The 24,272-nt window shown below is 70.9% G+C and carries 17 protein-coding genes and 3 pseudogenes; 10 read left to right on the top strand and 10 right to left on the bottom strand.

Features of this window, described 5'->3' with window-relative positions; genetic code table 11:
* Nucleotides 1-10: 10 nt before the first annotated feature.
* From ACFYXF_RS37060 to ACFYXF_RS37075, 4 genes and pseudogenes are all read right to left on the bottom strand, one after another.
* Nucleotides 11-451 (bottom strand): annotated as a pseudogene (locus ACFYXF_RS37060) (GtrA family protein); the annotation flags it as partial.
* A gap of 205 nt (nt 452-656) precedes the next feature.
* Nucleotides 657-2,138: an MFS transporter gene (locus ACFYXF_RS37065; RefSeq protein WP_389356360.1), complete on the bottom strand. Its 1,482-nt coding sequence runs from the start codon at nt 2,136-2,138 to the stop codon at nt 657-659.
* 107 nt (nt 2,139-2,245) lie between these two features.
* Nucleotides 2,246-3,547, bottom strand: a complete 1,302-nt coding sequence (locus ACFYXF_RS37070; RefSeq protein ID WP_389356361.1) for a sensor histidine kinase — start codon at nt 3,545-3,547, stop codon at nt 2,246-2,248.
* A 225-nt stretch (nt 3,548-3,772) separates the two neighbouring features.
* On the bottom strand, nt 3,773-5,167 hold the full coding sequence (locus ACFYXF_RS37075; protein WP_389356362.1) for a helix-turn-helix domain-containing protein: 1,395 nt from the start codon (nt 5,165-5,167) through the stop codon (nt 3,773-3,775).
* Nucleotides 5,168-5,386: 219 nt separating this feature from the next.
* Between ACFYXF_RS37075 and ACFYXF_RS37080 the strand changes: the two genes are divergently transcribed.
* Nucleotides 5,387-6,163: a DUF4232 domain-containing protein gene (locus ACFYXF_RS37080; RefSeq protein WP_389356363.1), complete on the top strand. Its 777-nt coding sequence runs from the start codon at nt 5,387-5,389 to the stop codon at nt 6,161-6,163.
* 19 nt (nt 6,164-6,182) lie between these two features.
* Here the strand turns inward: ACFYXF_RS37080 and ACFYXF_RS37085 are convergent, their stop codons facing one another.
* The 3 genes from ACFYXF_RS37085 to ACFYXF_RS37095 form a co-directional block, all read right to left on the bottom strand.
* On the bottom strand, nt 6,183-9,245 hold the full coding sequence (locus ACFYXF_RS37085) for a BTAD domain-containing putative transcriptional regulator (protein WP_389356473.1): 3,063 nt from the start codon (nt 9,243-9,245) through the stop codon (nt 6,183-6,185).
* Between the two features lie 79 nt (nt 9,246-9,324).
* Nucleotides 9,325-10,161 carry an alpha/beta fold hydrolase gene (locus tag ACFYXF_RS37090; protein ID WP_389356364.1) on the bottom strand — a complete coding sequence of 279 codons (837 nt, stop codon included), beginning with the start codon at nt 10,159-10,161 and terminating at the stop codon, nt 9,325-9,327.
* Nucleotides 10,162-10,305: 144 nt separating this feature from the next.
* A complete protein-coding gene (locus ACFYXF_RS37095) occupies nt 10,306-13,188 on the bottom strand; it encodes a BTAD domain-containing putative transcriptional regulator (RefSeq protein WP_389356365.1) in 2,883 nt (960 codons plus the stop codon).
* Nucleotides 13,189-13,824: 636 nt separating this feature from the next.
* Between ACFYXF_RS37095 and ACFYXF_RS37100 the strand changes: the two genes are divergently transcribed.
* Complete coding sequence (locus ACFYXF_RS37100) at nt 13,825-14,358, top strand: NUDIX hydrolase (protein WP_389356366.1); 534 nt, start codon at nt 13,825-13,827, stop codon at nt 14,356-14,358.
* On the opposite strand, the pseudogene ACFYXF_RS37105 reads toward ACFYXF_RS37100, so the two are convergent.
* Nucleotides 14,336-15,211: pseudogene (locus tag ACFYXF_RS37105) on the bottom strand (hypothetical protein); the annotation flags it as partial. The gene ACFYXF_RS37100 and the pseudogene ACFYXF_RS37105 overlap by 23 nt on opposite strands.
* Here ACFYXF_RS37105 and ACFYXF_RS37110 point away from each other — a divergent pair.
* From ACFYXF_RS37110 to ACFYXF_RS37120, 3 genes and pseudogenes are all read left to right on the top strand, one after another.
* Nucleotides 15,188-15,469 (top strand): annotated as a pseudogene (locus ACFYXF_RS37110) (hypothetical protein); the annotation flags it as partial. The pseudogenes ACFYXF_RS37105 and ACFYXF_RS37110 sit on opposite strands and share 24 nt — an antisense overlap.
* Nucleotides 15,470-15,539: 70 nt before the next feature.
* Nucleotides 15,540-16,376, top strand: coding sequence for a protein kinase (locus ACFYXF_RS37115; protein ID WP_389356367.1), 837 nt, complete (start codon nt 15,540-15,542; stop codon nt 16,374-16,376).
* 184 nt (nt 16,377-16,560) lie between these two features.
* The gene (locus ACFYXF_RS37120; protein ID WP_389356368.1) at nt 16,561-17,385 is read left to right on the top strand and encodes a class I SAM-dependent methyltransferase; all 825 of its coding nucleotides are present in this window, start codon (nt 16,561-16,563) and stop codon (nt 17,383-17,385) included.
* Nucleotides 17,386-17,741: 356 nt separating this feature from the next.
* On the opposite strand, the gene ACFYXF_RS37125 is transcribed toward ACFYXF_RS37120, so the two are convergent.
* Complete coding sequence (locus ACFYXF_RS37125; protein WP_389356369.1) at nt 17,742-18,149, bottom strand: NUDIX domain-containing protein; 408 nt, start codon at nt 18,147-18,149, stop codon at nt 17,742-17,744.
* A 349-nt stretch (nt 18,150-18,498) separates the two neighbouring features.
* Here ACFYXF_RS37125 and ACFYXF_RS37130 point away from each other — a divergent pair, with 349 nt between their 5' ends.
* Nucleotides 18,499-18,771, top strand: a complete 273-nt coding sequence (locus ACFYXF_RS37130) for a hypothetical protein (RefSeq protein ID WP_389356370.1) — start codon at nt 18,499-18,501, stop codon at nt 18,769-18,771.
* Complete coding sequence (locus ACFYXF_RS37135; RefSeq protein ID WP_389356371.1) at nt 18,768-19,196, top strand: type II toxin-antitoxin system VapC family toxin; 429 nt, start codon at nt 18,768-18,770, stop codon at nt 19,194-19,196. The genes ACFYXF_RS37130 and ACFYXF_RS37135 overlap by 4 nt, the downstream gene beginning before the upstream one ends.
* 160 nt (nt 19,197-19,356) lie before the next feature.
* Here ACFYXF_RS37135 and ACFYXF_RS37140 read toward each other — a convergent pair whose 3' ends face one another.
* Complete coding sequence (locus tag ACFYXF_RS37140) at nt 19,357-20,667, bottom strand: glycosyltransferase (RefSeq protein WP_389356372.1); 1,311 nt, start codon at nt 20,665-20,667, stop codon at nt 19,357-19,359.
* A gap of 224 nt (nt 20,668-20,891) precedes the next feature.
* Between ACFYXF_RS37140 and ACFYXF_RS37145 the strand changes: the two genes are divergently transcribed.
* Genes ACFYXF_RS37145 through ACFYXF_RS37155 form a run of 3 tightly spaced genes read left to right on the top strand, consistent with a single transcriptional unit; the run spans nt 20,892 to nt 24,246 of the window.
* Nucleotides 20,892-21,494: a DUF4956 domain-containing protein gene (locus tag ACFYXF_RS37145; RefSeq protein WP_389356373.1), complete on the top strand. Its 603-nt coding sequence runs from the start codon at nt 20,892-20,894 to the stop codon at nt 21,492-21,494.
* Nucleotides 21,491-22,363, top strand: a complete 873-nt coding sequence (locus tag ACFYXF_RS37150; protein ID WP_389356374.1) for a polyphosphate polymerase domain-containing protein — start codon at nt 21,491-21,493, stop codon at nt 22,361-22,363. Before ACFYXF_RS37145 ends, ACFYXF_RS37150 begins: the two co-directional genes overlap by 4 nt.
* Entirely contained in the window at nt 22,360-24,246 is a 1,887-nt protein-coding gene (locus tag ACFYXF_RS37155; RefSeq protein ID WP_389356375.1) for a carbohydrate-binding domain-containing protein, read from the top strand. The genes ACFYXF_RS37150 and ACFYXF_RS37155 overlap by 4 nt, the downstream gene beginning before the upstream one ends.
* Nucleotides 24,247-24,272: the final 26 nt, after the last annotated feature.

The raw sequence follows: 24,272 nt of genomic DNA on the forward strand, positions 1-24,272 counted from the left end.
CACGGTCACCGCGACCGGCGGCGAAGACGACCAGCCGCAGCACCAGGAAGCGGCCGAGGCCGGCGAGGCCCGAGGCGCCGAGGTAGACGAGCTGCTCGGTCAGCGCCGAGGGCGACGACTGGACCAGGTGCAGCAGGAGCATCGCCGCGCAGGTCACCGCGTACGCCACCGCCGCCGAACCCGCCGACTGCCAGTGCTCGCGCAGGCCGGCGCTGCGGCCCGCCCCGAAGGTGAAGCGGGCGTGCAGCTCGGTGCACAGGACGGTGGAGGCGACGGTGACCACCGCGTTCGCCAGTCCCCAGGGCATCGAGACGGCCAGCAGCGTCACGGCGAAGCTGGAGAGGACCCCGATCCCGCCGCCGCACACCACGAACCGGACGAAGGAGGCGAACGGACCGGGAGCGGCCGGAGCCGCCGGGGTCCGGGGCGCGTTCTCCATGGCTGGCTCCATCCGGTTCGTGCGGGCGGTCGCGATGCCGCCGCTTTAGCTTGCTTGACTTACTCAAGTATATGGAATTGCTTGAGTTACGCAAGTAGTAGGTGGGGTGGCGGCACCAGGTGTTGCGCGGATCACGCGAGGAGGCCGCCGCCCGCGGGTGCGGACGGCGGCCTCCTTGAGGGGGGTGCCTGTGCGGACGTATGCCCGCGTCTGTCGCCTAGGCCTTGACCGCCGCCGTCTCCGGGGTCCCGGCCGGGCTGTCGGCCACGGCCTCCTGCGCCGGGTCACGGCGACGCGGGATGAAGGAGGCGAGGAGGAAGGCCAGCAGGGCGGCTCCGGCGCCGATGGCCATGATGACCTTGAAGGCGTTCTCCGCGGGCAGTGCGGTGCCGCCGAAGTCGGTGGTCATCTGGGCGAGGATCACACCGGCGAGGGCGCTGGCGAACGAGGTGCCCAGGGACCGCATCAGGGTGTTGAGGCTGTTGGCCGCGCCCGTCTGGGTCGGGTCGACAGCGCCCATGATCAGGGCCGGCAGCGCGCCGTAGGTGAAGCCGATACCGGCGCCGATGACGCAGGACACCAGGACCAGGTGCCAGACCTCGGACATCAGGAGGAGGTTCAGGCCGTAGCCGCCGGCCACGATCAGCGCGCCGATCATCAGGGTGACCTTCGGGCCCTTGGCCTTGGTGACCTTCGCGGACACCGCCGACATCACCATCATGACCAGACCCTGCGGAGCCAGCACCAGGCCGACGGTCAGCATGGACTTGCCCAGGCCGTAGCCGGTCTGCTCGGGCAGCTGGAGCAGCTGCGGCAGGACCAGGGACATCGCGAACATCGAGAAGCCGAGCGCGATCGAGGCGAGGTTGGTGAACAGCACCTGCGGGCGGACGGTCGTACGCAGGTCCACCAGCGGCTGCGGGCTGCGCAGCTCCCACCAGCCCCAGGCCAGCAGGATCAGTACGGACGCGGTACCCAGGCCGAGCGTGGTGCCGCTGGTCCAGCCCCAGTCGCCGCCCTTGGAGACGGCCAGCAGCAGGGACATGAGCCCGGCGGACAGACCCACCGTGCCGACCAGGTCGAACCGGCCGCCGGTGCGCACCTTCGACTCCGGCACGATCAGCAGCACGAGAACGAGGGCGAGGGCGCCCAGCGCGGCGGAGACCCAGAAGAGGAGGTGCCAGTCCCAGCGGTCCGCGATGAAGGCGGCCGTGGGCAGACCGAGGGCACCGCCGACACCGAGCGAGGCGCTCATCAGCGCGGTGGAGCCGGCCAGACGGTCGGCGGGCAGCGCGTCACGCATGATGCTGATGCCGAGCGGGACGACCGCGGCGGACAGGCCCTGGAGGGCGCGCCCGATGATCATCGGGACGAGGGAGTCGGCCATCGCGCAGATCAGCGAGCCGGACACCAGCAGCACGATGCTGACCAGCAGCATCCGGCGCTTGCCGAACATGTCTCCGAGCCTGCCCACCACCGGGGTGGCCACGGAGGCCGCAAGCAGGGTGGCGGTGACCGCCCAGGCGGTGTCGGACGCCGGGGCGTCCAGGAGCTTCGGCAGCTCGGGCACGATCGGGATGACCAGGGTCTGCATCAGCGAGACGACGATCCCGGCCAGGGCCAGCACCGCCACCACGGCGTTCGGCCGCGGCGGGGCGGATGTCCCCGCTCCGGCGGGACGGGTAAGGGCGTCGGACATGGCTTCGGGCCTCCGTTGGGAAGAATCAAATTACTTGACTTACGCAAGCATAAGAAGGGTTGCTTGACTTACGCAAGTTAAATCGAGGGGGTTGAGCGTGGGTTAGATCACAGTGAGCCGTGCTCGGCCCGATCTGCTTCCTCGCACTGGAGCGGCAGCTCGGCGACCACCCCGAAGCCGCCCTCGCGTCGAGGCCCGGCACGGAAGTGCCCGCCGACGGAGTGCGCCCGCTCCCGCATCCCGATGAGGCCGTAACCACCGCTCGGGGAGGGGGAGTTGGGCGGAGTGCCGGCGCCGGCACCGGGCCGCTTCCCCGGTCCGTCGTCGGTGACGGCCAGGACGACGGACGCCGAGCAGTAAGTGAGCCGCACCTCGGCGGACCGCGCGGCGGCATGCTTGGTGACGTTGGTCAGGGCCTCCTGCGCTATCCGGTACGCCGTGACGTCCGCGCCGGCCGACAGTGGCCGCGGCTCCCCCTCGACGGTGACGGCGACCTTGAGTCCCGCGTGCTCGAAGGAGGCGGCGAGTTCCGGCAGCCGGGCGAGACCGGGAGTGGGTTCCGTGGGCAGGTCCGGCCGGTCCCTGTCGTCGGACTGTCTCAACAGGCCGACGGTGGCCTTGAGTTCACGCAGGGCGGAGGCGGTGGTGCCGGTGAGGTCGGCGACGATCCGCGCCGCCTCGTCGGGCCGGTCGGGCAGCCGGCCGGCCACGGCACCGGCCTGGAGATTGGCAAGGACCAGATGGTGGGCGACCACGTCGTGCAGATCACGGGCGATCCGCATCCGCTCCTCGGCGACCCGGCGCAGCGCCTCCTCCTCCCGGGTGCGTTCCGCGTGCTCGGCGCGGGCCTGGACCGCCTCCAGGTAGGCCCCGCGCAGCCGGGTCACGGTGCCGAGGGAGGTCGGGAGCAGCAGCCAGGCGGCGGGACCGCCCAGCTTGAGGATCAGCGGTTCACCGGCGGGGCCGACGAAGAGCCCCGTGCCGACCAGCAGGACGATCCCGCCGAGGGTGAAGAGGTTGGCGGTCCTGCGGTCGGTGCGCAGGGCCAGCGAGTGGAGCGCGACCATGAGCGGCCCGAGCAGCAGGACGGAGAGCACGTGGCCGATCCCGGCCATCGCCGTGGCGCACAGGACGGTCACCACCACGGTGGTGCGGGGCAGGCAGCGGTGCCACAGCAGCGCCACGCAGGAGACGCCGGTCAGCAGCGCGCCGGGACCCCAGGGCAGTTCCGGGCCGCCGGGGAGCGTGAAGACACTGCCGGGAAAGGAGCAGGCGAAGACCGCGACGGCGACGGCCGCGTCCGTGCGGCCGGGGCGGTCCACGGGGGCGGGATGCCCTGTGGGGCTGGGGCTGGGGACCGGATTCGGGCTGGGGCGGCTGCGCAGCTGCCGCTGCAGGCTGCTGATCATGGGGGAGCGGTTCCTGTCCGGTGGCGGGCGGGCTGGCAGCAGTGCGGGTGTTTCATTGCTTGACTTAGGCAAACATAATAGAGTTACTTAAGTCAAGCAACCTTTTGGATGGGGCTGCGAGAGACCCTCGGGGAGCCCTCGGCCTCGCGGGATCAACGATTCCGTGAACGGCCCGCCATCACGAGGGAGCGCCCTCCCCGGCCGCCGGTGTAGCCGGCTCCACCGTCAGCCGGGAATGTTGGGCTCGTACGGGTGGCGCTCCCAGGCGGAGGAACCGTTCGGATACACGTACGAGGGCCGGCCCACGTTGCCGCTCGTGCGGAAGGGGTTGCCGTTGTCGTCGAGGCGCAGGATTCCGTGCTGTGCGCCGCTGGACCACTCCAGCTCCAGGTACCAGCCCACGTAGTACGCCCGTGCGTCCGCGAAGATGTAGAAGACCTCGGGATCCGACTCGCTCACCTTGTACGGGAAGCCGCGCTGACCCGACCTGGGGGAGACCAGGGGCCGCCCGTCGTCGAGGTTCACGTCGAAGGCCTTCGTGTCGACGCCGCCGCCACAGCCGTCGTGCATCTGGTAGTCGTTCCAGGCGAGCGGCTCGCTCTTGTCCACCACCCGCACATGCAGGTTCTCCAGGACGACGGTGGCCTCACCGGTCCCCTGGATGGTCAGCGCGATCATCTGCTGCCCGGCGGTGACCGCGCCGAGCGCGGTGTTCCAGCCGCGCGCGTCCGGCTCGTTCGGCGGCGGAGGCACCTGGTCGGGCTCCCGGTCGATCAGGATGTGCGGGCCGCACGGGTCTGCCCACTTGTACGGGTTGACGGTGACGATCGGCGCGGTCGCCCCGTCCTCGACGGCGTCGTCCTGCGCCCCCGCCCCTGCCCCGGCCTCGGCGCTCCGGGAGGCGGAGACGGAGGGCGAGGAGGAAACCGTAGGACTGCCGCTGGAAGAGGCGGACGGCGAGGCCGACGCGCTCTTCGTTCCGGTCGGCGCGGAGGCGGTGGGACTGCTGTCGACCCCGGGGGCCGCGACCCCCACGGACCGCTTCCCGCTCCGGTCGTCGTCTTCCTTGCCGGGTACGAGGTTCACCACGAGCGTGGCGGCGACGGCAGCCGCGACCACGGCGGCCCCTGCGAGGACGACGGTACGCCGACGCCGAGCCGTGGGGGCCCCGGCGGCCCCGGTCACGGGCCCGGGTACCTCGGTCGCCCCGACGGTCAAGTCCGCTGCCGGCGGTTGCTGTTCCTCATCGGCGGACGAGGCGGATGAGGCAGACGCGGCGGACACCGCAGGCACGACAACCGTGGCAGGCGAGGCAGGTGTCGCAGGCGCGGCAGCCTCGGGTTCCGCCGCCGGAGCCGTGGCGGCGCTCGCCTTCTGCTGGCCCCGCATGGCATCCGCGAGGATCCACCGCCGGTGCAGCTCCACCAGTTCCTCGGGCGTCGCCTTGCACAGCCGGGCGAACCGCTCCACGGGCGCGTAGTCCGCCGGTACGGCGTCCCCGTTGACGTACCGGTGAAGCGTGGACGCACTCATGTGCAGCCGCTTCCCGAGCACGCCGTAACTCAGCCCGGACCGTTCCTTCAACCGGCCCAGCAGTTCCGGGAACTCATCCCCCGTCACCGTTCCTCCCTCTTCCCGTGTCCCGGACCGCCGTTCCAGGCGGGTGTTGTTCCCCCAGGTCAGAGGGGGTTTTGGCGTTCCAGCGTCCCGGATGCCCCGGCGTTTGTGGCGGCTGGGACGGATCACCGGACAAGCTCTGGCCATCCAAGCACGCCGCTTCCGGAACCCGGTCAAGTGGCCTGCGTACAAACCCTTCTTGTAGCGAAATCGGGGAATCACATGTCCGCACGTACCGCCCGCACCCGTCTGCTCGCCGCCGCCGCACTCACGGTCGCCACTCTGACGATGACGGCCTGCAGCAGCGCCGAGGGCACCCGCGACGAGGGAGCCCCGTCCGCCTCCTCCACCGCCACCGAGTCCGCCTCCTCGTCCACGACGAGCGGGGGGACGACCACGGGGGCGGGACAGGCGAGCGACAAGGGCTCGACGGGCACCACCGGCACCACTGGTTCGACCGGTACCAGCGGCTCCACCGGCACCTCGGGCTCCTCGGGCACCTCTGGTTCCACGGGCTCCACGGGTTCGTCGGGCTCCACGGGCTCGAACGGCTCGGGCTCGAACGACTCGGACGACTCCGAGTCCAACCTGTCCCCCTGCACCCCCGCCACCACCAGGACGACCGCCACGGTGGTCAACCGTCCCCTGAACCACGTCCTCCTCACCGTCACCAACACCGGCGCCGGGAACTGCGACCTCGCGTACTACCCGGCGGTGCGGTTCGGTGAGGCGCAGTCCGTGCCGCCGGTCATCGAGGACTCCCAGCCGCAGGCCGTGGTCACGCTGGCCCCGGGGGAGTCGGGCTACGCGGCCGTCGTCGTCTCGGCGGCGGACGGCAGTGGCAGGGACGGCTACACGGCCAAGACCCTGGAGGTCTACTTCAATTCGGACAGCACGACCCCGGCCCGCCCGTCCCTGCCCGCCAAGGGCGTGTACGTCGACAGCTCGATCACCGTCACGTACTGGCAGTCGGACATGGCCGACGCCCTCTCCTGGTGACATCCCGGTGACGTCCCTGTCAGGGATACGCGGGCACGGCGCTGATCCTCGGCGCCGGTACCGCGTCGCCCAGGGCCCGCAGTCTCGTCCGGAGTTCCGAGGCCGCCGTCGGGTCGGTCCGGACGAGGAGGCGCAGGGCGTGTTCCCAGACCGTGCGAGCCGAGCCGGGGTCGCCGACGGCGAGGTAGGTGTCGCCGAGGTGGCGCAGCGTGCCGGCCTCGCTGAAGGTGTCGCCGATCTCCCGGTACAGCCGCAGCGCGCACTGGAAGCAGGCGATGGCCCGCTGGTGTTCGCCCAGGTGGTGCCGGGCGATACCGAGACTGTCCCAGGTGCCGGCCTTGCCGTAGCGGGTGCCCTGGGTCCCGTCGAGCCCGGCCAGGGCCTCCTCGAAGTGGACGGTGGCCCGGCGGTGGTCGCCGCGCAGGACGTGGGTCCAGCCCAGGGCGTGCTGCGCACTGGTCGCCGCCGCGTGGTCGCCGACGGCCCGGTACAGGGTGAGGGCGCGGCCGGCCGCGTCGAGGGCGCCGTCGTAGTCGCCGAGCCGGTCCAGGAGCCAGGCGTGGCTGCGGTGGGCGTGGGCGAGGCCGGGCCGGTCGCCGAGTTCGGTGCACAGGGCGAGGGACCGCGCGATGTGGGCGCGGGCGTCGTCGTACCGTTCCAGCCGGGCCGAGGCACGGGCCAGCCCGCGGTGCAGATGGGCCCGGGCGGTGCGGTCACCGTCCCGGACGGCCGCGTCGAGGCCGGCCCGGTGCAGGGCCACGGACTCGTGGCTGTGCCCCTGACGGTCCATGAACCGCTCCAGCGTCCAGGCCAGGGACCAGACATGGCCGTCGTACCCCTGTTCGGCGGCGAGGGCGGCGACGGCGTGCAGCACCTGGCGTTCGGCCGTGTACCAGCGCAGTGCCTGCCCGTCGTCGGCGAGCGACTCGGGGCGGGCGCCCGGTGCGGCGGCGGGCAGCGGACTGGTCCGCCACAGCGGGGAGTAGAGGAGGCCGGCGGCGTGCGCGGTGTGGAGGTAGTGGTCGAGGAGTCGGCGTACGGCGGCCTCGCGGGCCTCTGCCGTCTCGTCCTGGCCGACGCGTTCCATCGCGTAGGTGCGCAGCAGGTCGTGGCAGATGTAGCGGCCGGGGGCGCGCTCGGTGAGGAGGTGGGAGCGGGTGAGTTCGGCCAGCAGACAGCGCGCCGCCTCCGGTCCGACGTCCGCGACGGCCGCCGCGGCCGGCACGGTGACGTCCGGGCCCGGATGCAGGGACAGCAGCCGCAGCAGCTGTGCGGCGCCGGGGCTCAGCGCACGGTACGACCAGGAGAGCACCGCTCGTACGTCCCCGGCCGGGTCCGTGTCCGTGAAGGCGTCCAAACTGCCCTGGGCGGTGCGGAGTTCGTCCGCGACGGCGGTGAGCGGGAAGTCGGGGTTCGTGGCGGCCCGGGTGGCGACCACGGCCAGGGCCAGCGGGAGTCCCGCGCACCGGGCGACGATCTCGTCGACGGCGGCGGGGTCGCTCAGGACACGTTCGGCGCCGAGCCGGCGGGCGAGTGACTCGCGGGCCTCGGCGGCGGGCAGCCGGTCCAGGGCCAGGGGGCGGGCGGCTTCGGCGGTGACCAGGCCGAGGAGCCGGTCGCGGCTGGTGACGACGACCAGACAGCCGGGGCTGCCCGGCAGCAGCGGGCGGACCTGTTCGGCGTCGCGCGCGTTGTCGAGCAGGATCAGCACCCGGCGCCGCGCCAACAGACTGCGGTACAGCCCTGTTTGGGCGTTCGCCCCGGCCGGTATGCGCTGCCCGGGCACCCCGAGCGCCTCCAGGAACCCGCGCAGGGCCTGCCCCGGGTCCGTCGCCGCCCCGCCCGGATCGAAGCCGCGCAGATTGACGTACAACTGCCCGTCCGGGAAGCGGTGGGCGATCCGGTGGGCCCAGCGCACAGCGAGCGTGGTCTTGCCGATGCCGCCCATGCCGCTGATCACGGCGATCCGCAGCCCGGGTGCCGGATCCGCCGACAGCCCGGTCACCTGGGCGAGTTCGGCCCTGCGGCCCGCGAACGTGGCGAGATCCGCGGGGAGTTGGGCGGGCCGTACGAAGGGATCGGGGGCGGACTGTACGAGGGGACCGGCGCCGTTGCCCGCCGAGGGCTCCCCGTGTCGCGGCCCGCTCTCCTCCAGCGCGGGGACGGCGGTGAGCCGGCCGGCCGCCACGGGCCGTACGCGCTCCTTGTGCGTCGTACGGGCCGTGCCGTTCGTGCCGTTGTCGGTCCGGGGCGTTCCGTTCGCGCGGGCCATGACCGGCGTGCCCGTCGCGCCCTTCGTACGGGGGCTGGTCGCGGGTGTGTCCAGCCGCAGCACATCCCGTTGTGCGGCCCGTAGTTCGGGGCCGGGGGCCACGCCCAGCTCGGAGTCGAGCGTGACCCGTACGCGCTGCCAGGTGTCCAGGGCCTCCGCGCGCTGCCCGGTGGCCGCCAACGCCCGTACGAGACGGGCCTGGAGGGACTCGTCGAGCGGATGGTCGGCGGCGGTGCGGTGGAGCACGCCGAGCAGCTGACCGGAGGCACCGGCCGCCCGTGTCACGTCGGCGGCCTCCTTCACCACCGTCAGATACTCGCGTTCGAGCGCCTCGATCGCGGGATGCGACCGGGCCTCGGCCGGAATCCCCGTGGCAATGGCCCCGGTTCGCAGGGCCAGCGCCTCAAGGAACATCGAAACGGCGGCAGTTGAGCCGGAGTCCGTGGAGCCGTCGCCCTTGGTCGCCCGCGCTCGGCGCACCAACTCCCGGAAGCGCAACAGGTCCAGGGTGTCGGACGACGCGTTGAGGCGATAGCCACCGATGTCCCGGACCAGCCAGCCGCCCGTCGCGCGCATCGCCAACTCCGGTTCCAGCAACCGGCGCAGCACCCCGATGTGCCGGTACACGGCGTTGGCGGGCCGGCCCGGGGGCGACTCGCCCCACAGCGCCCGCACCGTCTCCTCCATGGTCACGGGCTGTCCCGCGTGCGCCATCAGCAGGGCGAGCAACAGCCGTTGCTGTGCGGCCCCCAACCGCACCTCCCCGCCGTCGCGCCACACCCGCACCGGTCCCAGTACCGAGAACCGCATCGTCACCGTCGTAACTCCCGCTGTAGCCCCGCACGTACGCCCCCGATTTCGCCCCGCCGTCCGTACTCCCCACTCTCCGTCAGACGGCGGGCAGCCCGTCCATCCAGCCCAGCACCAGCGAGTTGAACTCGGCCGGCCGCTCCTGGAAGAGCCAGTGGCCGACCCCCTCCAGCACCACCGAGGCGCTGTACGGATGCCCGCTCAGCTTCTCCTCCCAGTCCCCGTCGATCCCCTTGGCCTTCAGTGAGCTCGCGGCCGACAGCGACAGCACCGGGCATGCCCTGCGCGCCAGGAACGTCTCGACGCCGGGCCGGGAGGTCAGCGGGGTCGCCGCCTCGTCGAACAGACCGTGGAAGACGTCCCGTACGGTCATCGGGTCCATGCCGAGGATGCGTCGGCGGTGCCAGGATCGCAGGGCCTCCGCCTCGGGTCCGGACGCGCTGTTGTTCTCCAGCCCGCCGATGACCGCCGCGGCGGTGCCGACCGGGTCCGGGACGCGGAAGGCGGCGGCGAGCTGCGGCGCGAAGCCCTCCTCGAAGCCGTAGCCGGGGTCGACGGCGACCACGGCCCGTACCAGCGACGGGTGTTCGACCGCGAGCACCGAGGCGACGACCGCGCCCAGCGAGTGCCCGACCACGACCACCGGGCCGGAGTCGATGCTGTCGAGCAGCTCCGCGAGGTCGGCGGCGAAGTCGCGCGGGCGCTGCCCGCCCGTGAGCCCCGAGGAACGGCCGTGCCCCCGCAGGTCCGGCGCGATCACCCGGTGCCGCGCCGAGAACGCGTCGATCTGCGCGGACCAGTCGTGCGAGTCGCAGGTCGCGCCGTGCACCAGCAGCAGCGTCTCGCCGCGCGCGTCGGCGGCGGGCCCCTCGTCGGTGTGGAACAGCCGGTTACCGTTGATCATGGTGTACGTCATGGAACTTGCTCCCCGTGTACGGGTGTTGGCGATGTCGGCGGGAGCGTAGGCAGGGGGGAGTGGACGAAGTGTGCCTGGCTTGTGAGCGGGGGAGCGCAGCGCGCGGCAGGCCTTGAACACCTCAGTGATCACTGCTTCGGCACCTCACGACCTCGGCACCTCGCCACCTCGCGCATCGATCTTCCTCCGCACCTCGGCCGCCCATACGGGGTCGAAGTCCCGCATGGCCTCCCGCGCGGCCCGCCAGGTGCTCAGGGCCGCCGCCCGGTCGCCGGCCGCGAGATGGGCGTCGCCGAGCCGGTCGAGCACACAGGCCACGTTGAACAGGTCACCGGCCTCCCGGAACAGGGCCAGGGCCCGCTGGTGACAGGTCACCGACCGCCGGTGCTCGCCGAGTTGGGTGTGGACGTGGCCGAGGGTGTCCCAGGTGTAGCCCTCGGGGAGACGGGCGCCGAGTTCCTGGAACAGGGCGAGGGCCTGGTGGGCGTGGACGAGGGCGTTGCGGCAGTCGCCGAGACAGGCCTCGCCCCAGGCGGTCGCCACCAGGACGTACGCCTGCCCCCGGCGATGGCCGGACGCCCGGTAGATGCCGAGGGTGGGCGCGAGTTCGTCGAGCCCTTCCTTGAACCGTTCCTGCCGGGTCAGCAGCAGCCACAGCGACAACTGGACCTGCGCCAGCCCGTGTCCGTCTCCGACCTCCTCGAACACCCCCTGCGCACACCGCAGTTGCTCCTCTGCCTCGGCGTAGTGCCGCAGCATCACGCAGGCCCGGCCGAGCCCGCGATGGGCATGCCCGAGGGCGACCGGATCGTCCAGGCGACGGGCGGCGGGCAGGGCGGCGCGTTGCAGGTCGAGGTACTCGTGCCAGTGCCCGAGCCGTTCGTGGAACCGCTCCAGACACCAGGCCAGCTGCCAGACATGGCCGTCGAGCCCGTGCTCCAGGGCCTGCTTGAACACCCCGAGCAGGAGCGGCCGTTCGGTGCGGAACCAGGCACAGGCGGCGGTCTCGTCGGCGAGCGCCTGGGCCCGTACGGACTCTTGGGACGCCTCCGCCGGTGTGATGACGGCCGTCGGAGGGTCGTAGAGCAGCGCGGCGGCGTGGGCGGTGTGCAGACAGTGATCGAGCAACCGCCGCACGGCGCCCCGCTGTTGCTCAGCGCTCTCGTCTGCGTGGACGAGTTCGGTGGCGTAGGCGTGCAGCAGGTCGTGGAAGACGTACCGGCCGGGGGCCCGCTCGGTGAGGAGGTGGGCGTCGGCGAGTTCGGCGAGCAGCGAGCGGGCCCGTCCGACGGCCAGATCCGCGAGGGCGGCGGCCGTGTGGACGGTGAGGTCGGGCCCCGGATGCAGGGCCAGCAGCCGGAAGAGCCGGGCGGCCTCGGCCCCGAGCGCGTCGTACGACCAGGAGAAGACCGCCCGTACGTCGGTCGCGGTGTCGGCGCCGGCGTCGCGGAAGCCGTCAAGTGACCTGTGCGAGCCCCGCAGTTGGTCGGCGAGTGCGGAGAGGGGGAAGGAGGGGTGGACGACGGCACGGGCGGCGACGACCGCCAGCGCGAGGGGCAGCCGTGCGGTGAGCGCGACGATCTCCGCGACGGCCTCGGGCTCGGCGGCCACCCGGTCGGCGCCGATCCGCGCGGCCAGCGCGTTGCGGGCGTCGTCGGACGTGACGAGATCCAGGGTGAGGGGCCGGGCGCCGTCGGCGGAGGCGAGCCCGCCGAGCCGATTCCGGCTGGTGACAAGGACCAGACACCCGGCGGCACCGGGCAGCAGGGGCCGCACCTGCGCGGCGTCACGGGCGTTGTCGAGCACGACCAGCATGCGGCGCCCCGCCAACAGACTGCGGTACAGGGCGGCCTGCGCATCGAGGCTCTCGGGCACCCGCGCGGCCGGCACGCCGAGGGCGTCCAGGAATCCCCGTACGGCGTTCTGCGGCGGCGTGGGCGACACCCCGGCGGCGAAGCCGCGCAGATCGACGTACAACTGCCCGTCCGGGAACCGGTCGGCGACCTCGTGCGCCAGATGCACGGCCAGCGCGGTCTTGCCGACACCGGCTGTGCCGCCGATCGTGCAGATGACGGGGGCGGAGGAGGGACGAGGCCCGTCGACGTCCTCCAGAAGCACGCGCAGCCGCTCCAGTTCGACGTGCCGTCCGACGAAGGCGGGGAGGGCGGAGGGGAGTTGGGCGGGTGGGACGGGTGGGGTGGTGAGGGGAAGGGGAGTTGGGGGCGCTGGGGGCGCTGGGGGACTTACGGCGGAGGGCGCCGGCCTGTCGGTCACCGGTGGCCGGGCGGCGGTGAGTTCGGGCCCGGGATCGACGCCCAGCTCGTCGGCGAGCCGGGCGGCGGTGGCGCGGAACACCGCGAGGGCCCGGTCGGGGCGCCCGGTCGCGGAGAGGGCGCGCATGAACAGAGCCTGTATCCCCTCGTCGAGCGGACACCGAGCCGCACTGGAGGCCAGGACGGTCAGTACCCGGTCGGCCAGCCCACAGTCGAGCGCGAGCGTGGCGGCTTCGCGCACGACGGAGTCGTACTCGCGCTCCAGTTCGACAAAGAGAGGATGGGTGACCGCCGGAGCCGAAGCCCCGGCAGCTCCCGCGCCGTCCCCGCCCCGCAGGGAGAGCGCCTCGACGAAGATGTCGACGGCGCCCGCGGAACCACCCAAGTCCCTGGCCTGCCCCACGAGTTGCCGAAAGACGAGCAGGTCGACGGATTCAGTCGGCACCGTGAGCCGATAGCCCCCGCCCCCGCGCAACAGCAGCCCGCCCTCGGCCCGCAGGGGCAGCCCCGGCTCCAACAGCCGCCGCAGCTCGCCCACATGCCGGTGCACCATGTTCACGGCATGCCCGGGCGGCCGGTCCGCCCACAACGCGTCGACGATGTCCGGCAGTTGCACGGGGGATCCGGCACGCGCGAGCAGCAGCGCGAGCAGGGTCCGACGCCCAGGAGGCCCCGGATCGACCTCGACCCCATCCCGCCAGACCCGCACTTCCCCAAGAACCCTGAACCGCAGAGGAACCGGCTCTTCTGGCACCCTTCACCTCCACCCCCGACCGGATTCTCATGCTAGGCATCGGCGGGGACGGGACTCACGGGGTGGGACATTTCGGGCGCGGCGCGATCGGGAGGGCGCGGCCTGCTCTTCCCCGAGGGTTCGCGCTTTCGTAGAGTCCGATCATTCGAGACGGTCCCTGGGGGTCGTGTGGCTGTTCCTGCGGCTCGGAGCCGGGTCCGACGCGTGATCCGCGGCGTGGGCTCGTTCTTGAAGGAACTCCTGGTGGAGCTCGTAGGCGAGGCAGTGCTGACAGTGGTCGCCTGCCTTGTCCTGCTGGGTCTGGCTCTGGCGTTTGTCTGGGGATGGGGGCGTAGCCCGCTCGTCACCGGGGGCGCGGGTGGCGCCTTGCTGGTCTTCCTCGGCTATGGCGGCTGGGAGCTGCTTCGTCCTGCCAGGCCAAGGCGGCGCGGACGACTGGCGGGTGCGGCGGCCGCCACGTTTGGTGTGGCTGCCCTGCTCGTCGCCTACGGGTGGTCCTGCGGTTGCTTCTGAACGATCAGACGGCACGACCGCTTGGACCCCACCATCTCGTCGATCTGACGTGATCTGAGCCGACCCCGCTTCGTCTCCAGATCGTTCTGAGATCCTGGAGTCCGATCGAGAGGGGCCGCAGGTATGGAGTGGAAGACCCACGGAGAGCGACAGATCTACACCAACAAGTGGGTGAATCTGTGTCTGGTCGACGTTCAGCAGCCTGACGGGCGCAGGTGGGAGTACCACGTCGTTCGCCTACGGCACCTGGCCGTGGCCGCCGTGGTCAACGACCGCCAGGAGGTGCTGATGATGTGGCGGCACCGCTTCATCACCGACTCCTGGGCCTGGGAGTTGCCCATGGGCCTGGTCGAGGAAGGCGAGTCCCCGGAGGAGGCGGCGGCTCGTGAAGTCCTGGAGGAGACGGGTTGGCGCCCCGGTCCCATCAAGCCGCTGATCTACGCCGAGCCGGCCAACGGGATCACCGACTCGCAGCACCACGTCTTCCGCGCGGACGGCGCGACGTACGACGGACCGCCCACGGAGAAGAACGAGTCCGACCGCATCGAGTGGATCCCACTCAGTGAGGTACGCGGAATGATCGACCGCCACGAGATCGTGAGCAGCGGATCCCTCGTCGGCCTCCTCTACGTACTCATGGACGAAGCGATCCGCTGACCGGTGGGAGGAGTTCCCGTAGCCGTGCCTCGAAGGCCAGGGCTACGGGCTCCCGCCTGTGCGGGGCCAACTGCTCGTAGAACTCCCTGAGATGGCCCGACACCCGCTCGGAAGACACCGCCGAAGCGGGTTCCAGCGCTTGTGTGGCCGTGTGGCACGCCTGGGCAAGCTTGCCTTGGTCCAGTTGCGTACGAGCAAGCCAGAACGCGTGAAACGCCCGGCCTCGCTGGTTGGTGCTGTTCTCCCGCCGCAGAGCATCCGCGATCAAGGGCTCTGCGGTCGCGGCCTCCCCGAGTCTGCCGTGAGCAATGCCGGTGTCCACTATGAGCTTCAGCTCGTCGAAGTAGGTCACCCAGGACGGGTCGGGGTCGTTCGCCTGGATCTGCTCGAAGTGGCGGTGCGCTTCTCCGATCGCCCGGTGTGTGGAGTCCCGGTTGCCGAGGGTGGCATGGGCGAAGGCCTCGCGCATGGACAGCATCGACATGACGCGCGGCGTGGTGCCGAGAGCTGGGCGGGCCTGGTCCTGAGCGGCGGTCACGAGTGCGAGAGAGTCCCCCGGCTTGTCCTGGTACGTGGCCTGCAAGCTCATACAGGCCAGGACGTTGGCCATGAACTGACGGTCGTTGATCTCCTTGGCCAGTTGCAGTGCCTCGGTGAAGTACGCGCGTGCCTGGTTGTACTGGCGGGCGTCGAAGTAGGTCCAGCCGGTGAGGCGCGCCAACTCGGCGGCGATTCCGTACAGGCCGTTTTGGATGGACGGCGGTCGGCTCTCCTTCAACAGGCCCACGACATGCCGGAGCTGACCGACGATGGCCGGCCTCAGAGCCTCGCCACCGTGCCCATGGTCCCGTCGGACGACGTGGACCTCGGCCTCCACGCGCTCATCCTGCACACCAAGGAGTACGCCAGGCTCTGCGAGCAGTACGCGGGCCGCTTCCTGCACCACAACCCCAAGCCGGGTGGAGGCGCCCGTGACCCGGAGATGGTCGCCGCCTCGGCACGCGCCATGAAGGCGGCGGGGTTCATGGTCTTCGACGACCTGTGGACCGTGAACGGCGTGAATCTCGCGCAGTGCGATTCGGACTGCGGCCGACCGTACGGTCAGGCATAGCACACGACAACAGCGACGCGGTCGGCCCGAACTCGTGGCCGGCCGCGCTCGCCTGGAAGGAGAAGAGACGTTGCCCGGCTCAACCCCTGAACTGCCGATCGTGGTGCTCGACGCCCTCATGCCCACGACTCAGCGCATGGTCATCAACCGCCGAGGCTCCACGGTCTGGGAGGTGGAGAGCCACCGAGGCCACTACGCCGTGAAACTCGGCTATCCGATCGAGGCCACGGCCGACTGGCCTGCCCAGCCCTGGACTGCGCTCGCGCCCGCGCGGGAAGGCGCCGTTCTGCTTCGCCTCGGCGTCGAGGGGATCGCGTACGGCGAATGGGAGCACGGCACATGCAACTTCCAGCCGTGGCACGAGGGGCCGGACCTGTACCGGCTGTGGGAGCGCTGCCGTACGAAAGGCTCGTCCATCGCACCGGACACCAGCGTGGCACTGGAATGCGTCCAGGCGCTGGCCGAACTCCACGCCAAAGGCTGGGCACATGGTGATGTGCAGCCCGCCCACTTCATCATCGGGCCGCAACGAACACACCTCATCGACCTCGCCCTTGCCCACGGCGGACACGTCCCCGAGGGCTACGACTTCCCTTTCCGCGGCTGCCTCGTCCACTACGAGGCACCGGAGATCGCGCGCAGCGTGCTCGACACCGGGGAAGCCGAACCGACCCAGGAAGCCGACATCTACGCACTCGGCGCGTCCCTGCTCATGTCCGCCACAGGCTGGCGGGCGGTCGAGTATGCGGATGACGCCCCGCGCCCCGTACAAAGAGAAGCCGTGGCCAACGGCCGACGACGGCCTGTGAAAGTGCCCGGTGAACTAGGCGAGTTGGTCGACGCGATGCTCAGCCACGCGCCCGAGGATCGCCCCACCATCCACGAGGTGGGTAAGTCTTTGAGCTGACCTCGAAGCGGCAAGGATGGCCGTGCGAACGAACCGCGAAGGCCGTGGTTGAAGACGGTTCCGTGTGCGTCGAAGTCACGAGCTGATGCCAGGGGGAGGCCTTGCGAACGGCGGGGCCAGTGGCTTATGCGCACACGGCCGTCCGCGCGGCCTTACCCGCCGCCCACCCTCGGGAGCTTCCGACGTGACCGAACCGTCCGCCGCACACGACGCTGCCGTCACCGACCGAGGCCGCCTCGCCGGAAGCGCCTACAGCAGCGACCGGGACCTGGCCGCCCGCCAATCGCTCTACCAGTGGCAGACGCCCCGTTACGACCTGCCGGGCATCGTCGCCGAGAAACTGAGCGGCGTGCGCGTACGCGGGCGCGTGGTCGATGTCGGCTGCGGCAACGGCAAGTTCATCCAGCGGCTCCGCGAGGACCGGCCCGATCTGTCCCTGCTCGGCCTGGACATCGCCCCCGGTATCCTCGCCACTGTCCCCGGCCCGGTCGCCGTGGCCGACGCCCTCCACCTGCCGTTGGCCGCGCAGAGCGTCGACGCCGCCCTGGCGCTGCACATGCTCTACCACGTCCCCGACATCGCCCAGGCGGTACGGGAGTTGGCCCGGGTCGTTGCCCGTGACGGGCTGGTGGTCGCCTCTACCAACAGCGACCGGGACAAGGCCGAACTCGACGACCTGTGGCAGCGCGCTGCGGGTGACGTTCTCGGCACCGGACGCGGCCCGGCGCGCATCTCGCTCAGCGCCCGCTTCTCCCTGGAAAAGGCCCCGTCCTTGCTGGGGGAGGAGTTCGGCCGGGTGGAGACGGTCGAACTGCCCGGCACCATCACGGTCCACGATCCCGAACCGGTGATCGCGCACATGGCTTCCTACCGGGCGTGGGCGGACCAGCACGACGTGCCTTTCGAGGCGACGATCGAGCGGGCCCGCGCCATCGTCAGCGACCACATTGCTCAGCATGGGGTCTTCGAGGTCACGTGCCTGGGAGGCGTCCTCGTCTGCCGCCGCTGAGCGCCGACTCCGTTATCGGCGACGCCCGTCAACGAGCCGGGTTTTCGGTTGCGGTGAGGCGGCCGCAGCTTGGGAAGCTGCGATCGGGCGGCCCCGATTCGGTTTTGACCTGTGGGAGTGACTTTGGGACGGCCTCTTTGGCCACTGAACACTGCCGAGAGGACGAAGCCCCCACGCCGATCCATACGGACCCGGTGGCTCAGTGTGACCGCGAGTGGGCGGTTGTGGTGAAACCAGCCGATCGGTGGTTGCACCGTCTCGTTCGGAGCCATCAGATTGCACACGGTGCTGCGCTGCCTTCGCCCACCCATGTGAAGAAAACCGCAGCAGCGGCCGTGCAGGCCCCGGTCACGGGATCAGGAAAGCCGCCCGGCCTCGTGAAGCGCGTCGAAAGCCATCCCGTCGACGGCCGAGACCCGATTCCGGTCGGCGTAGCGGAACCATGCCTTCTCGGCGATCTCTCTCGACGGGGTCAGCTCACCGCGGTGATCGGCGGTGTAGCAGATCATCCGGAAGGGGCCGTGATCCGAATGGCCCTCGCCGATCTCGAAAGTGCCGAAGTGCACCATGGAGCCGGGGTCGATCGCCGCCCGCAGTTCCTCGTCGATCTCCCGCACCAGGGTCTCGCCGTCGGACTCGCCCGGCTCACGATGACCGCCCGGGAAGTAGAAGCGGTCTCTGCCGTGGCTGCGCGTCACCAACACCCGGTCGTCGCGAACCAGGATCCACGCCACTTTCTCCGGCACACCGTCGCCATTCGCCATGGCTCGGGACCGTATCGGAGGGCATCGTCCGCGTCGGCACCGTCCGCACGCTGGGCTTGGGAAGCTTGGGTTCTCCAGGGCCGTTGGCAGCGTGAGGAGGCTCCGCCGCCCTGGCGCCCTCCACCACTGATTGGATCCTCGTGCTGGACACGGGCGGGGCGGCACTCACGGTGTAGGGCATTTCGGGCGCGGCGTGGCGCGCCATTTCTGCCTGGGCGGTACGGCTCGCGCGGCCTCTCGTCTACGGAGAGATGCCCGCACTCGCCCCAAAGATGTGAGCGGGCAGGCGGAAACCCGTAGCCTGGGACCAGCAGCAGTACGCGGCCCGATGCACGCGGAAGGGATGCCGATGACCACAGCTCCGGGCGGTGCGCCTCACCCGCCGCGTCCGTCGTCGCATCCTCTGCGGACCATCAGCGACATCCGGGAGTCTCTGCCTGAGGACCAGCGTCGGCACTTCGATGCCGAGCTCGCCGATACGGAGATCGAGGCTCTGCCCGAGATGCTGCACCGCTGGGTGGCGCTGAGCAACGACGGCTTCGAGGAATTCCTGCTTTCCCGGCCGTTCGAGGGTCTGGAGTTCGGCGCCCGCTCCTACGATGCGCAGACGGACGCCGAGTGATCTACCTGTTCGACACCAATGTCGTCGCCGAACTCACGACCCGGGCGAAGCCCGATCCTCGCGTCCTGGCCTGGTTCCGGTCCACGGCCCGGCCCAACCGCTTCCTGAGCGTGATCACCGTCGCCGAGATCGAGGCCGGTGTTGCCGCGGCCCCGGATCCCGTGAGGCAAGCCCGCTACGCACAAGCCCTCGCTGCGGTACGGCACGAATTCCGTGACCGCATCGCACCGATCGGCGAACCGGAAGCGGCCGCCTACCTCGCCATCCACAAGACGCTCAAGGTCGCCGGCACCAGCATTGACCCACCGGACGCCCTGATCGCCGCCACCGCCCTGGCCAACGGCTGGACGGTGGCCACACGCAATATCAAGCACATGGCCCGGACCGGGGCTCTGGTGGTCAATCCGTGGGAGCAGCACCTGTAGGTGGCCGCGGTGCCGGTGCCGTAATTGCGCTGCCACCGCAGAGGCCCTCCCGTTCGCCGGACGGAAGCGCCCCTGACTGATATTTCTCCGCGCCCCGACTGGATTCGAACCTGCGACCCCCGCTTCAAGAGAGCGGGTATCGCACCCGAGACCCCGGTCATCACGACACCACCACCCCCGCCGACTCCACCACCCCCGCAATAACCCCCAACGCATCCCGCTCCCCGAACTCCCCCCGCAACTCCCCCGCCCGCGTCAGATACCCCGTCTCCCCCAGCACCCTCAACACCGCCTTCCGCACATCCCCCGCCGACGGGTCGCCGCTCCGCAGGTCGATGCCCACCCCGCTCCACTCCACCCGTGCCCCGATCTCCGGCTTGTCCTCGCCGTCGCCGCCCACTACCAGTGGGACCCCGTGTTGGAGGGCCTGGTGGACGCCGCCGTAGCCGCCGTTCGTTACCAGGACGGAGGCGTGTGGGAGGAGGAGGTCGAAGGGGACGTAGCCGGCCAGGCGGGCGTTCGGTGGGACGGGGGCCGCCGTCTCGATCTCCGTGGGGCCCTCCGGGCGGCCTGTCGCGGCGACGACCAGGACGTCCTCGTCGGCCAGGGCCTCCAGGGTGGGGCGGATCAGGCGGCCGAGGTCGCGGTTGTCGAACGAGCCCTGGGTCACCACTACGACCGGTCGGTCCGCGTTCTGTACGTCCGTCCACCACTCCGGGAGTTCCTCCGTGCCGTGGGGCTCGCGGGCCAGTGGGCCGATGAAGCGGAAGGACGGCGGGGCGTCGCCGCGCGGGTACTCGAAGCCCGGGACGGTCAGTTGGAGGTAGTGGTCCGGGACGGTCACCAGACAGTCGAGGATGAAACCGGGGAGTTGGACGCCGCTCTCCCCGAAGTTCTCCTCGATGTGGCTTTGGGCCCCCGCCATCATTTGCTTGACCTGCTCGTTCATTTCCCTGTGGCGCTGCTTCGCGTCCTCTCCCGTCAGGGGTGGCACGGCCAGCCCTATGGGCGGGGCGTCCTCGCTGAGCAGGGTCGGCATCGTGATGCCGAGGCTGACGGTCACCGGTCGGCGGCCGGGGGGTGCCGACAGGGCCAGTGCGGCCGTTCCCAGGAACAGGGGGTCGCTGATGACCACCGATGCCGGGAAGCGGCGGTCCAGGAGGTTCTTCAGGGCGCCGTACTGCGCCGCCGTCGGGTCGCCGAAGATGTACTTCATGTCGTAGTCGATCTGCGCCGGGCCCGCCGGGATGGCGGCGCGCTCGGGGAAGTACAGCTCCAGTTTCCGGTCGTCGAAGTCCGCGGCGGACGGCAGCGACACGTGAAGGGCCCCGACTGCCTTGACCTGTTCGGCGAAGCGGCTTCCGGTGAGGACGACGACCTCGTGTCCCCGCCGCACCAGGTCGGCGGCGACGGTGAGGACGGGCTGAACATGGCCGTGGAAGGGCGTTGCGGTGGCGATGACGAGTGTCACGGACGGCTCCCTGCGCGCTCGGTGGACGGTTGACCCTGGTCGGTGCCACGGGAGCGTAGGGATCTTGTGTGCAGAAGCAGTGCGTCCCCGTCCTCGCGTTGCTCTCCTGCCCGCGTCGTGATTCTCAAAGTTCCTTAAGAAACGGCCCAGTTGATTCACAGGCAGGTTGCTCATGGTTAAACAATGAGCCAAGTCACCGTAAAGAGTGGGTCGGTGAGCGCGTCGTGAACCAGTCGCTGCTCGTCGCCGTCGATCTCGTCGCGATCGCCGTCCTCGCCTTCGGGGTCTACTTCCCGCGCCATCATCGTCGGGACCTGATCGCCGCCTTCCTCGGCGTGAACGTCGGGGTCCTTTCGGTTGCGATGACGCTCAGCTCCGCATCGGTGGGGATCGGGCTGGGGATGGGGCTGTTCGGGGTTCTGTCGATCATCCGGCTGCGGTCGTACGAGATCGCCCAGCACGAGATCGCCTACTACTTCTCCGCCCTTGCTCTTGGTCTGCTCGCCGGGCTTCCTGCCAGGCTGAACGTGTTGACGGTCGCCCTGATGGGGCTGATCGTCCTCACGATGTACGTCGGCGACCACCCCCGGCTCTTCGGGCGGCACCGGCAGCTCAGCCTGCGGCTCGACTCCGCGTACACCGACTATGAGGCCCTGCGGGCGCATCTGGAGGTGCTGCTCGGCGGGCGCGTGGTGAACATGTCGGTCAAGGGTGTCGACCTCGTCAACGACACCACCCAGGTCGATGTGCGCTACCTCGTCGGCGAGGGCTCGCAGGCGCCCCGGGAGGCCGGAACCACCCCCGCCCGACAGGGAGTCGGGGCGTGACCGCGCCCGCCTCCTCCCTCGACCTCGGCCCGATGGTCGGTGCCCTGCGCCCGATCGACCTCGACGAACTCGTGGAGCGGGCCTCGCTGTTGACCCGGCTCGACCGGAAGTACATGCTTCCGGTCCGTGAACTACCCCTGTTTGTGGGTGGGTTGGGCTCCAGTGCGCAGGTTCTGGAGATGGGCGGTGCTCGGGACTTCGGGTATCGGTCGGTGTACTTCGACACCCCCGAGTTGGACGGCTATCTGCGGACCGCGCGTCGCCGTCGGCGCCGGTACAAGCTGCGCGTCCGTACGTATCTCGACTCCGGGGACCACTCCGGGGACCACTACTTCGAGGTCAAGACGAGCGGCCCGCGCGGTACGACCGTCAAGCAGCGCATTCCGTACGACGGTGACCTGTGGCGTCTGTCCCCGGAGGCGCGGGCGTACGCCGACGACGTGCTCGCCGGGGCCGGGATCGACTCCGGCGGCTTCCGGTTCGTCCCGACGCTGGTCACCTCGTACCGGCGTACGACCCTGTTCCTGTCCGCGAGCGACAGCAGGGTGACCGTCGACACCGGGCTGACCTGGGCGCTGCCCGACGGGACCGGGCTGCGTACGCCGGAACGGGCCGTCGTCGAGACCAAGTCGGGGCGGGCCGGGTCGGAGGCGGACCGGCTGCTGTGGTCGCTGAAGCATCGGCCCGTCCCGCTCTCCAAGTACGGCACCGGGCTTGCCGCGCTGCGGCCCGAACTGCCCGCACACCGGTGGCTGCCCGTTCTGCGGCGGCACTTCCCCAACTCTCCGACCGATCCCACCGATCCGACCGATCCGACCGATCCGACCGATCCGACCGATCCGACCGCACTTCACGGGAGCGCAGCATGAGCGCCTACAACAGGAGCGCGTACAGCAGGAGCACGTACAAACTGGCGGGTCTGCTCGCCTCGGTGGGACTTGCCGCTGCCGCGCTCGCCGGGTGCTCGTCGTCGGACGGCGACAACTCGGGTTCCTCGGGGGCCAGTTCGGGATCCGGGTCGGCTGCCGCCGCTGCAGTCGACGGGTCCCAGAAGGCCGCCGCCGTGCTCGCCGACAACCAGGACGTCCACGCGGAGGCGGGCGACACGGATGTGGACGTGGACGCGTCCGGGGTCGTGGGCGTCGAGTTGACGGGTGGCTCCGCCTCCTCCGGCGGGGCCGGCGTCAAGGTCGACGGGGCCACCGTCACCATCACAGCCGAGGGCACCTACCGGCTCAGCGGGAGTCTCGACGACGGGCAGGTCGTGGTCACCGCCCCCGAGGCCAAGGTCACGCTGATCCTCGACGGCGCGAGGATCGCCAACTCCAAGGGCGCCGCTATCGACGTCACCGACGCCGACGAGGTCGTGGTCGTCCTCGCCGACGGCAGCGCCAACACGCTGAGCGACACGGACACGTACGCCGAGGACGCGACGGCCAACGCCGCCCTGCACAGTGCCGCCGACCTGACCATCGGCGGCGGCGGCTCGCTCACCGTCAAGGGCAACGGCAACGACGGGATCACCAGCACCGACGGTCTGGTGATCCAGGGCGGCACCCTCACCGTCGACGCCGCCGACGACGGCATCCGGGGCAAGGACTACGTGGTGGTGAACGGCGGCACGGTCACCGTCACCGCCAAGGGCGACGGGCTCAAGGCCGACAACACCGAGGACGCCGACCGGGGTTACATCGCCGTCGGCGGTGGCACCGTGAAGGTGACCAGCGCGGGCGACGGCATCGACGCGGCCACCGACCTCGTCACCACCGGCGGGAAGGTCACCGTCACCAGCGAGGCCTCCGATGACTCCTCGGCCCACGGGATCAAGTCCGGTGTCATCACCGTCCTGGAGGGCGGCACCGTCGACGTCACCTCCTCCGCCGACGCCCTGCACGGCGACGGGGCCGTCCACCTCGGCGGCACCGCCGCCACCCTCGCCGCCGGTGACGACGGAGTGCACGCGGAGGGCGATCTCGTCATCAGCGCGGGCACGGTGAAGGTGACACGGGCGAACGAGGGTCTGGAGGGCAAGGACATCCTCGTCAGCGGCGGCTCGACCGACGTCACGTCGAGTGACGACGGCGTCAACGCGTCCGGCAGCGAGGCCACTTCGAGCGAGGAAGGTGACCAGGGTGGCTTCGGGGGCGGCGGCGGTCCTGGCGGCGGAGGCGGCGGCGAGGGGGTAGGTGACTTCACCGTCACGGTGACCGGCGGCAGCCTGGTCATCGACTCCGAGGGCGACGGCTTCGACTCCAACGGCACCGCCGAGATCACCGGCGGGACGGTCGTCGTCAACGGGCCCGAGCGCAACGGCAACGGCGCCCTCGACGTCAACGGCAGCTTCACCGTCAGCGGCGGCACCCTGCTCGCCGCCGGCAGCGCGGGCATGGTCGTCACCCCCGACGACGAGTCCGAGCAGGGCTGGCTCTCGGCGACCCTCGACTCGGCCGTCGAGGCCGGCACGACCGTGCACATCGTCGACTCCGACGGCAAGGTCGTGGCGTCGTACGTCACTTTGAAGGCCGCCCAGAACATCGTGTACTCCGGAGCGGGCGTCAAGAACGGCGAGGAGTACACGGTCCACGCCGGTGGCAGTGCCTCGGGCACCGACACCGGCGGTCTGGCCGAGTCGGGTGAGCTGGGCTCCGCCGAGAAGATCGCCACGGTCACGGCGGGGGAGGCCCCGGAAGGCGGCGGTGGCTTCGGGGGTGGCGGCGGAGGAGGCGGAGGAGGCGGTGGCGGCCGCCCCTGACCGTTGCTGAAGGTATTTCAGTTACT

Source organism: Streptomyces sp. NPDC002680 (genome assembly GCF_042889145.1).
Taxonomy (GTDB): domain Bacteria; phylum Actinomycetota; class Actinomycetes; order Streptomycetales; family Streptomycetaceae; genus Streptomyces; species Streptomyces adonidis.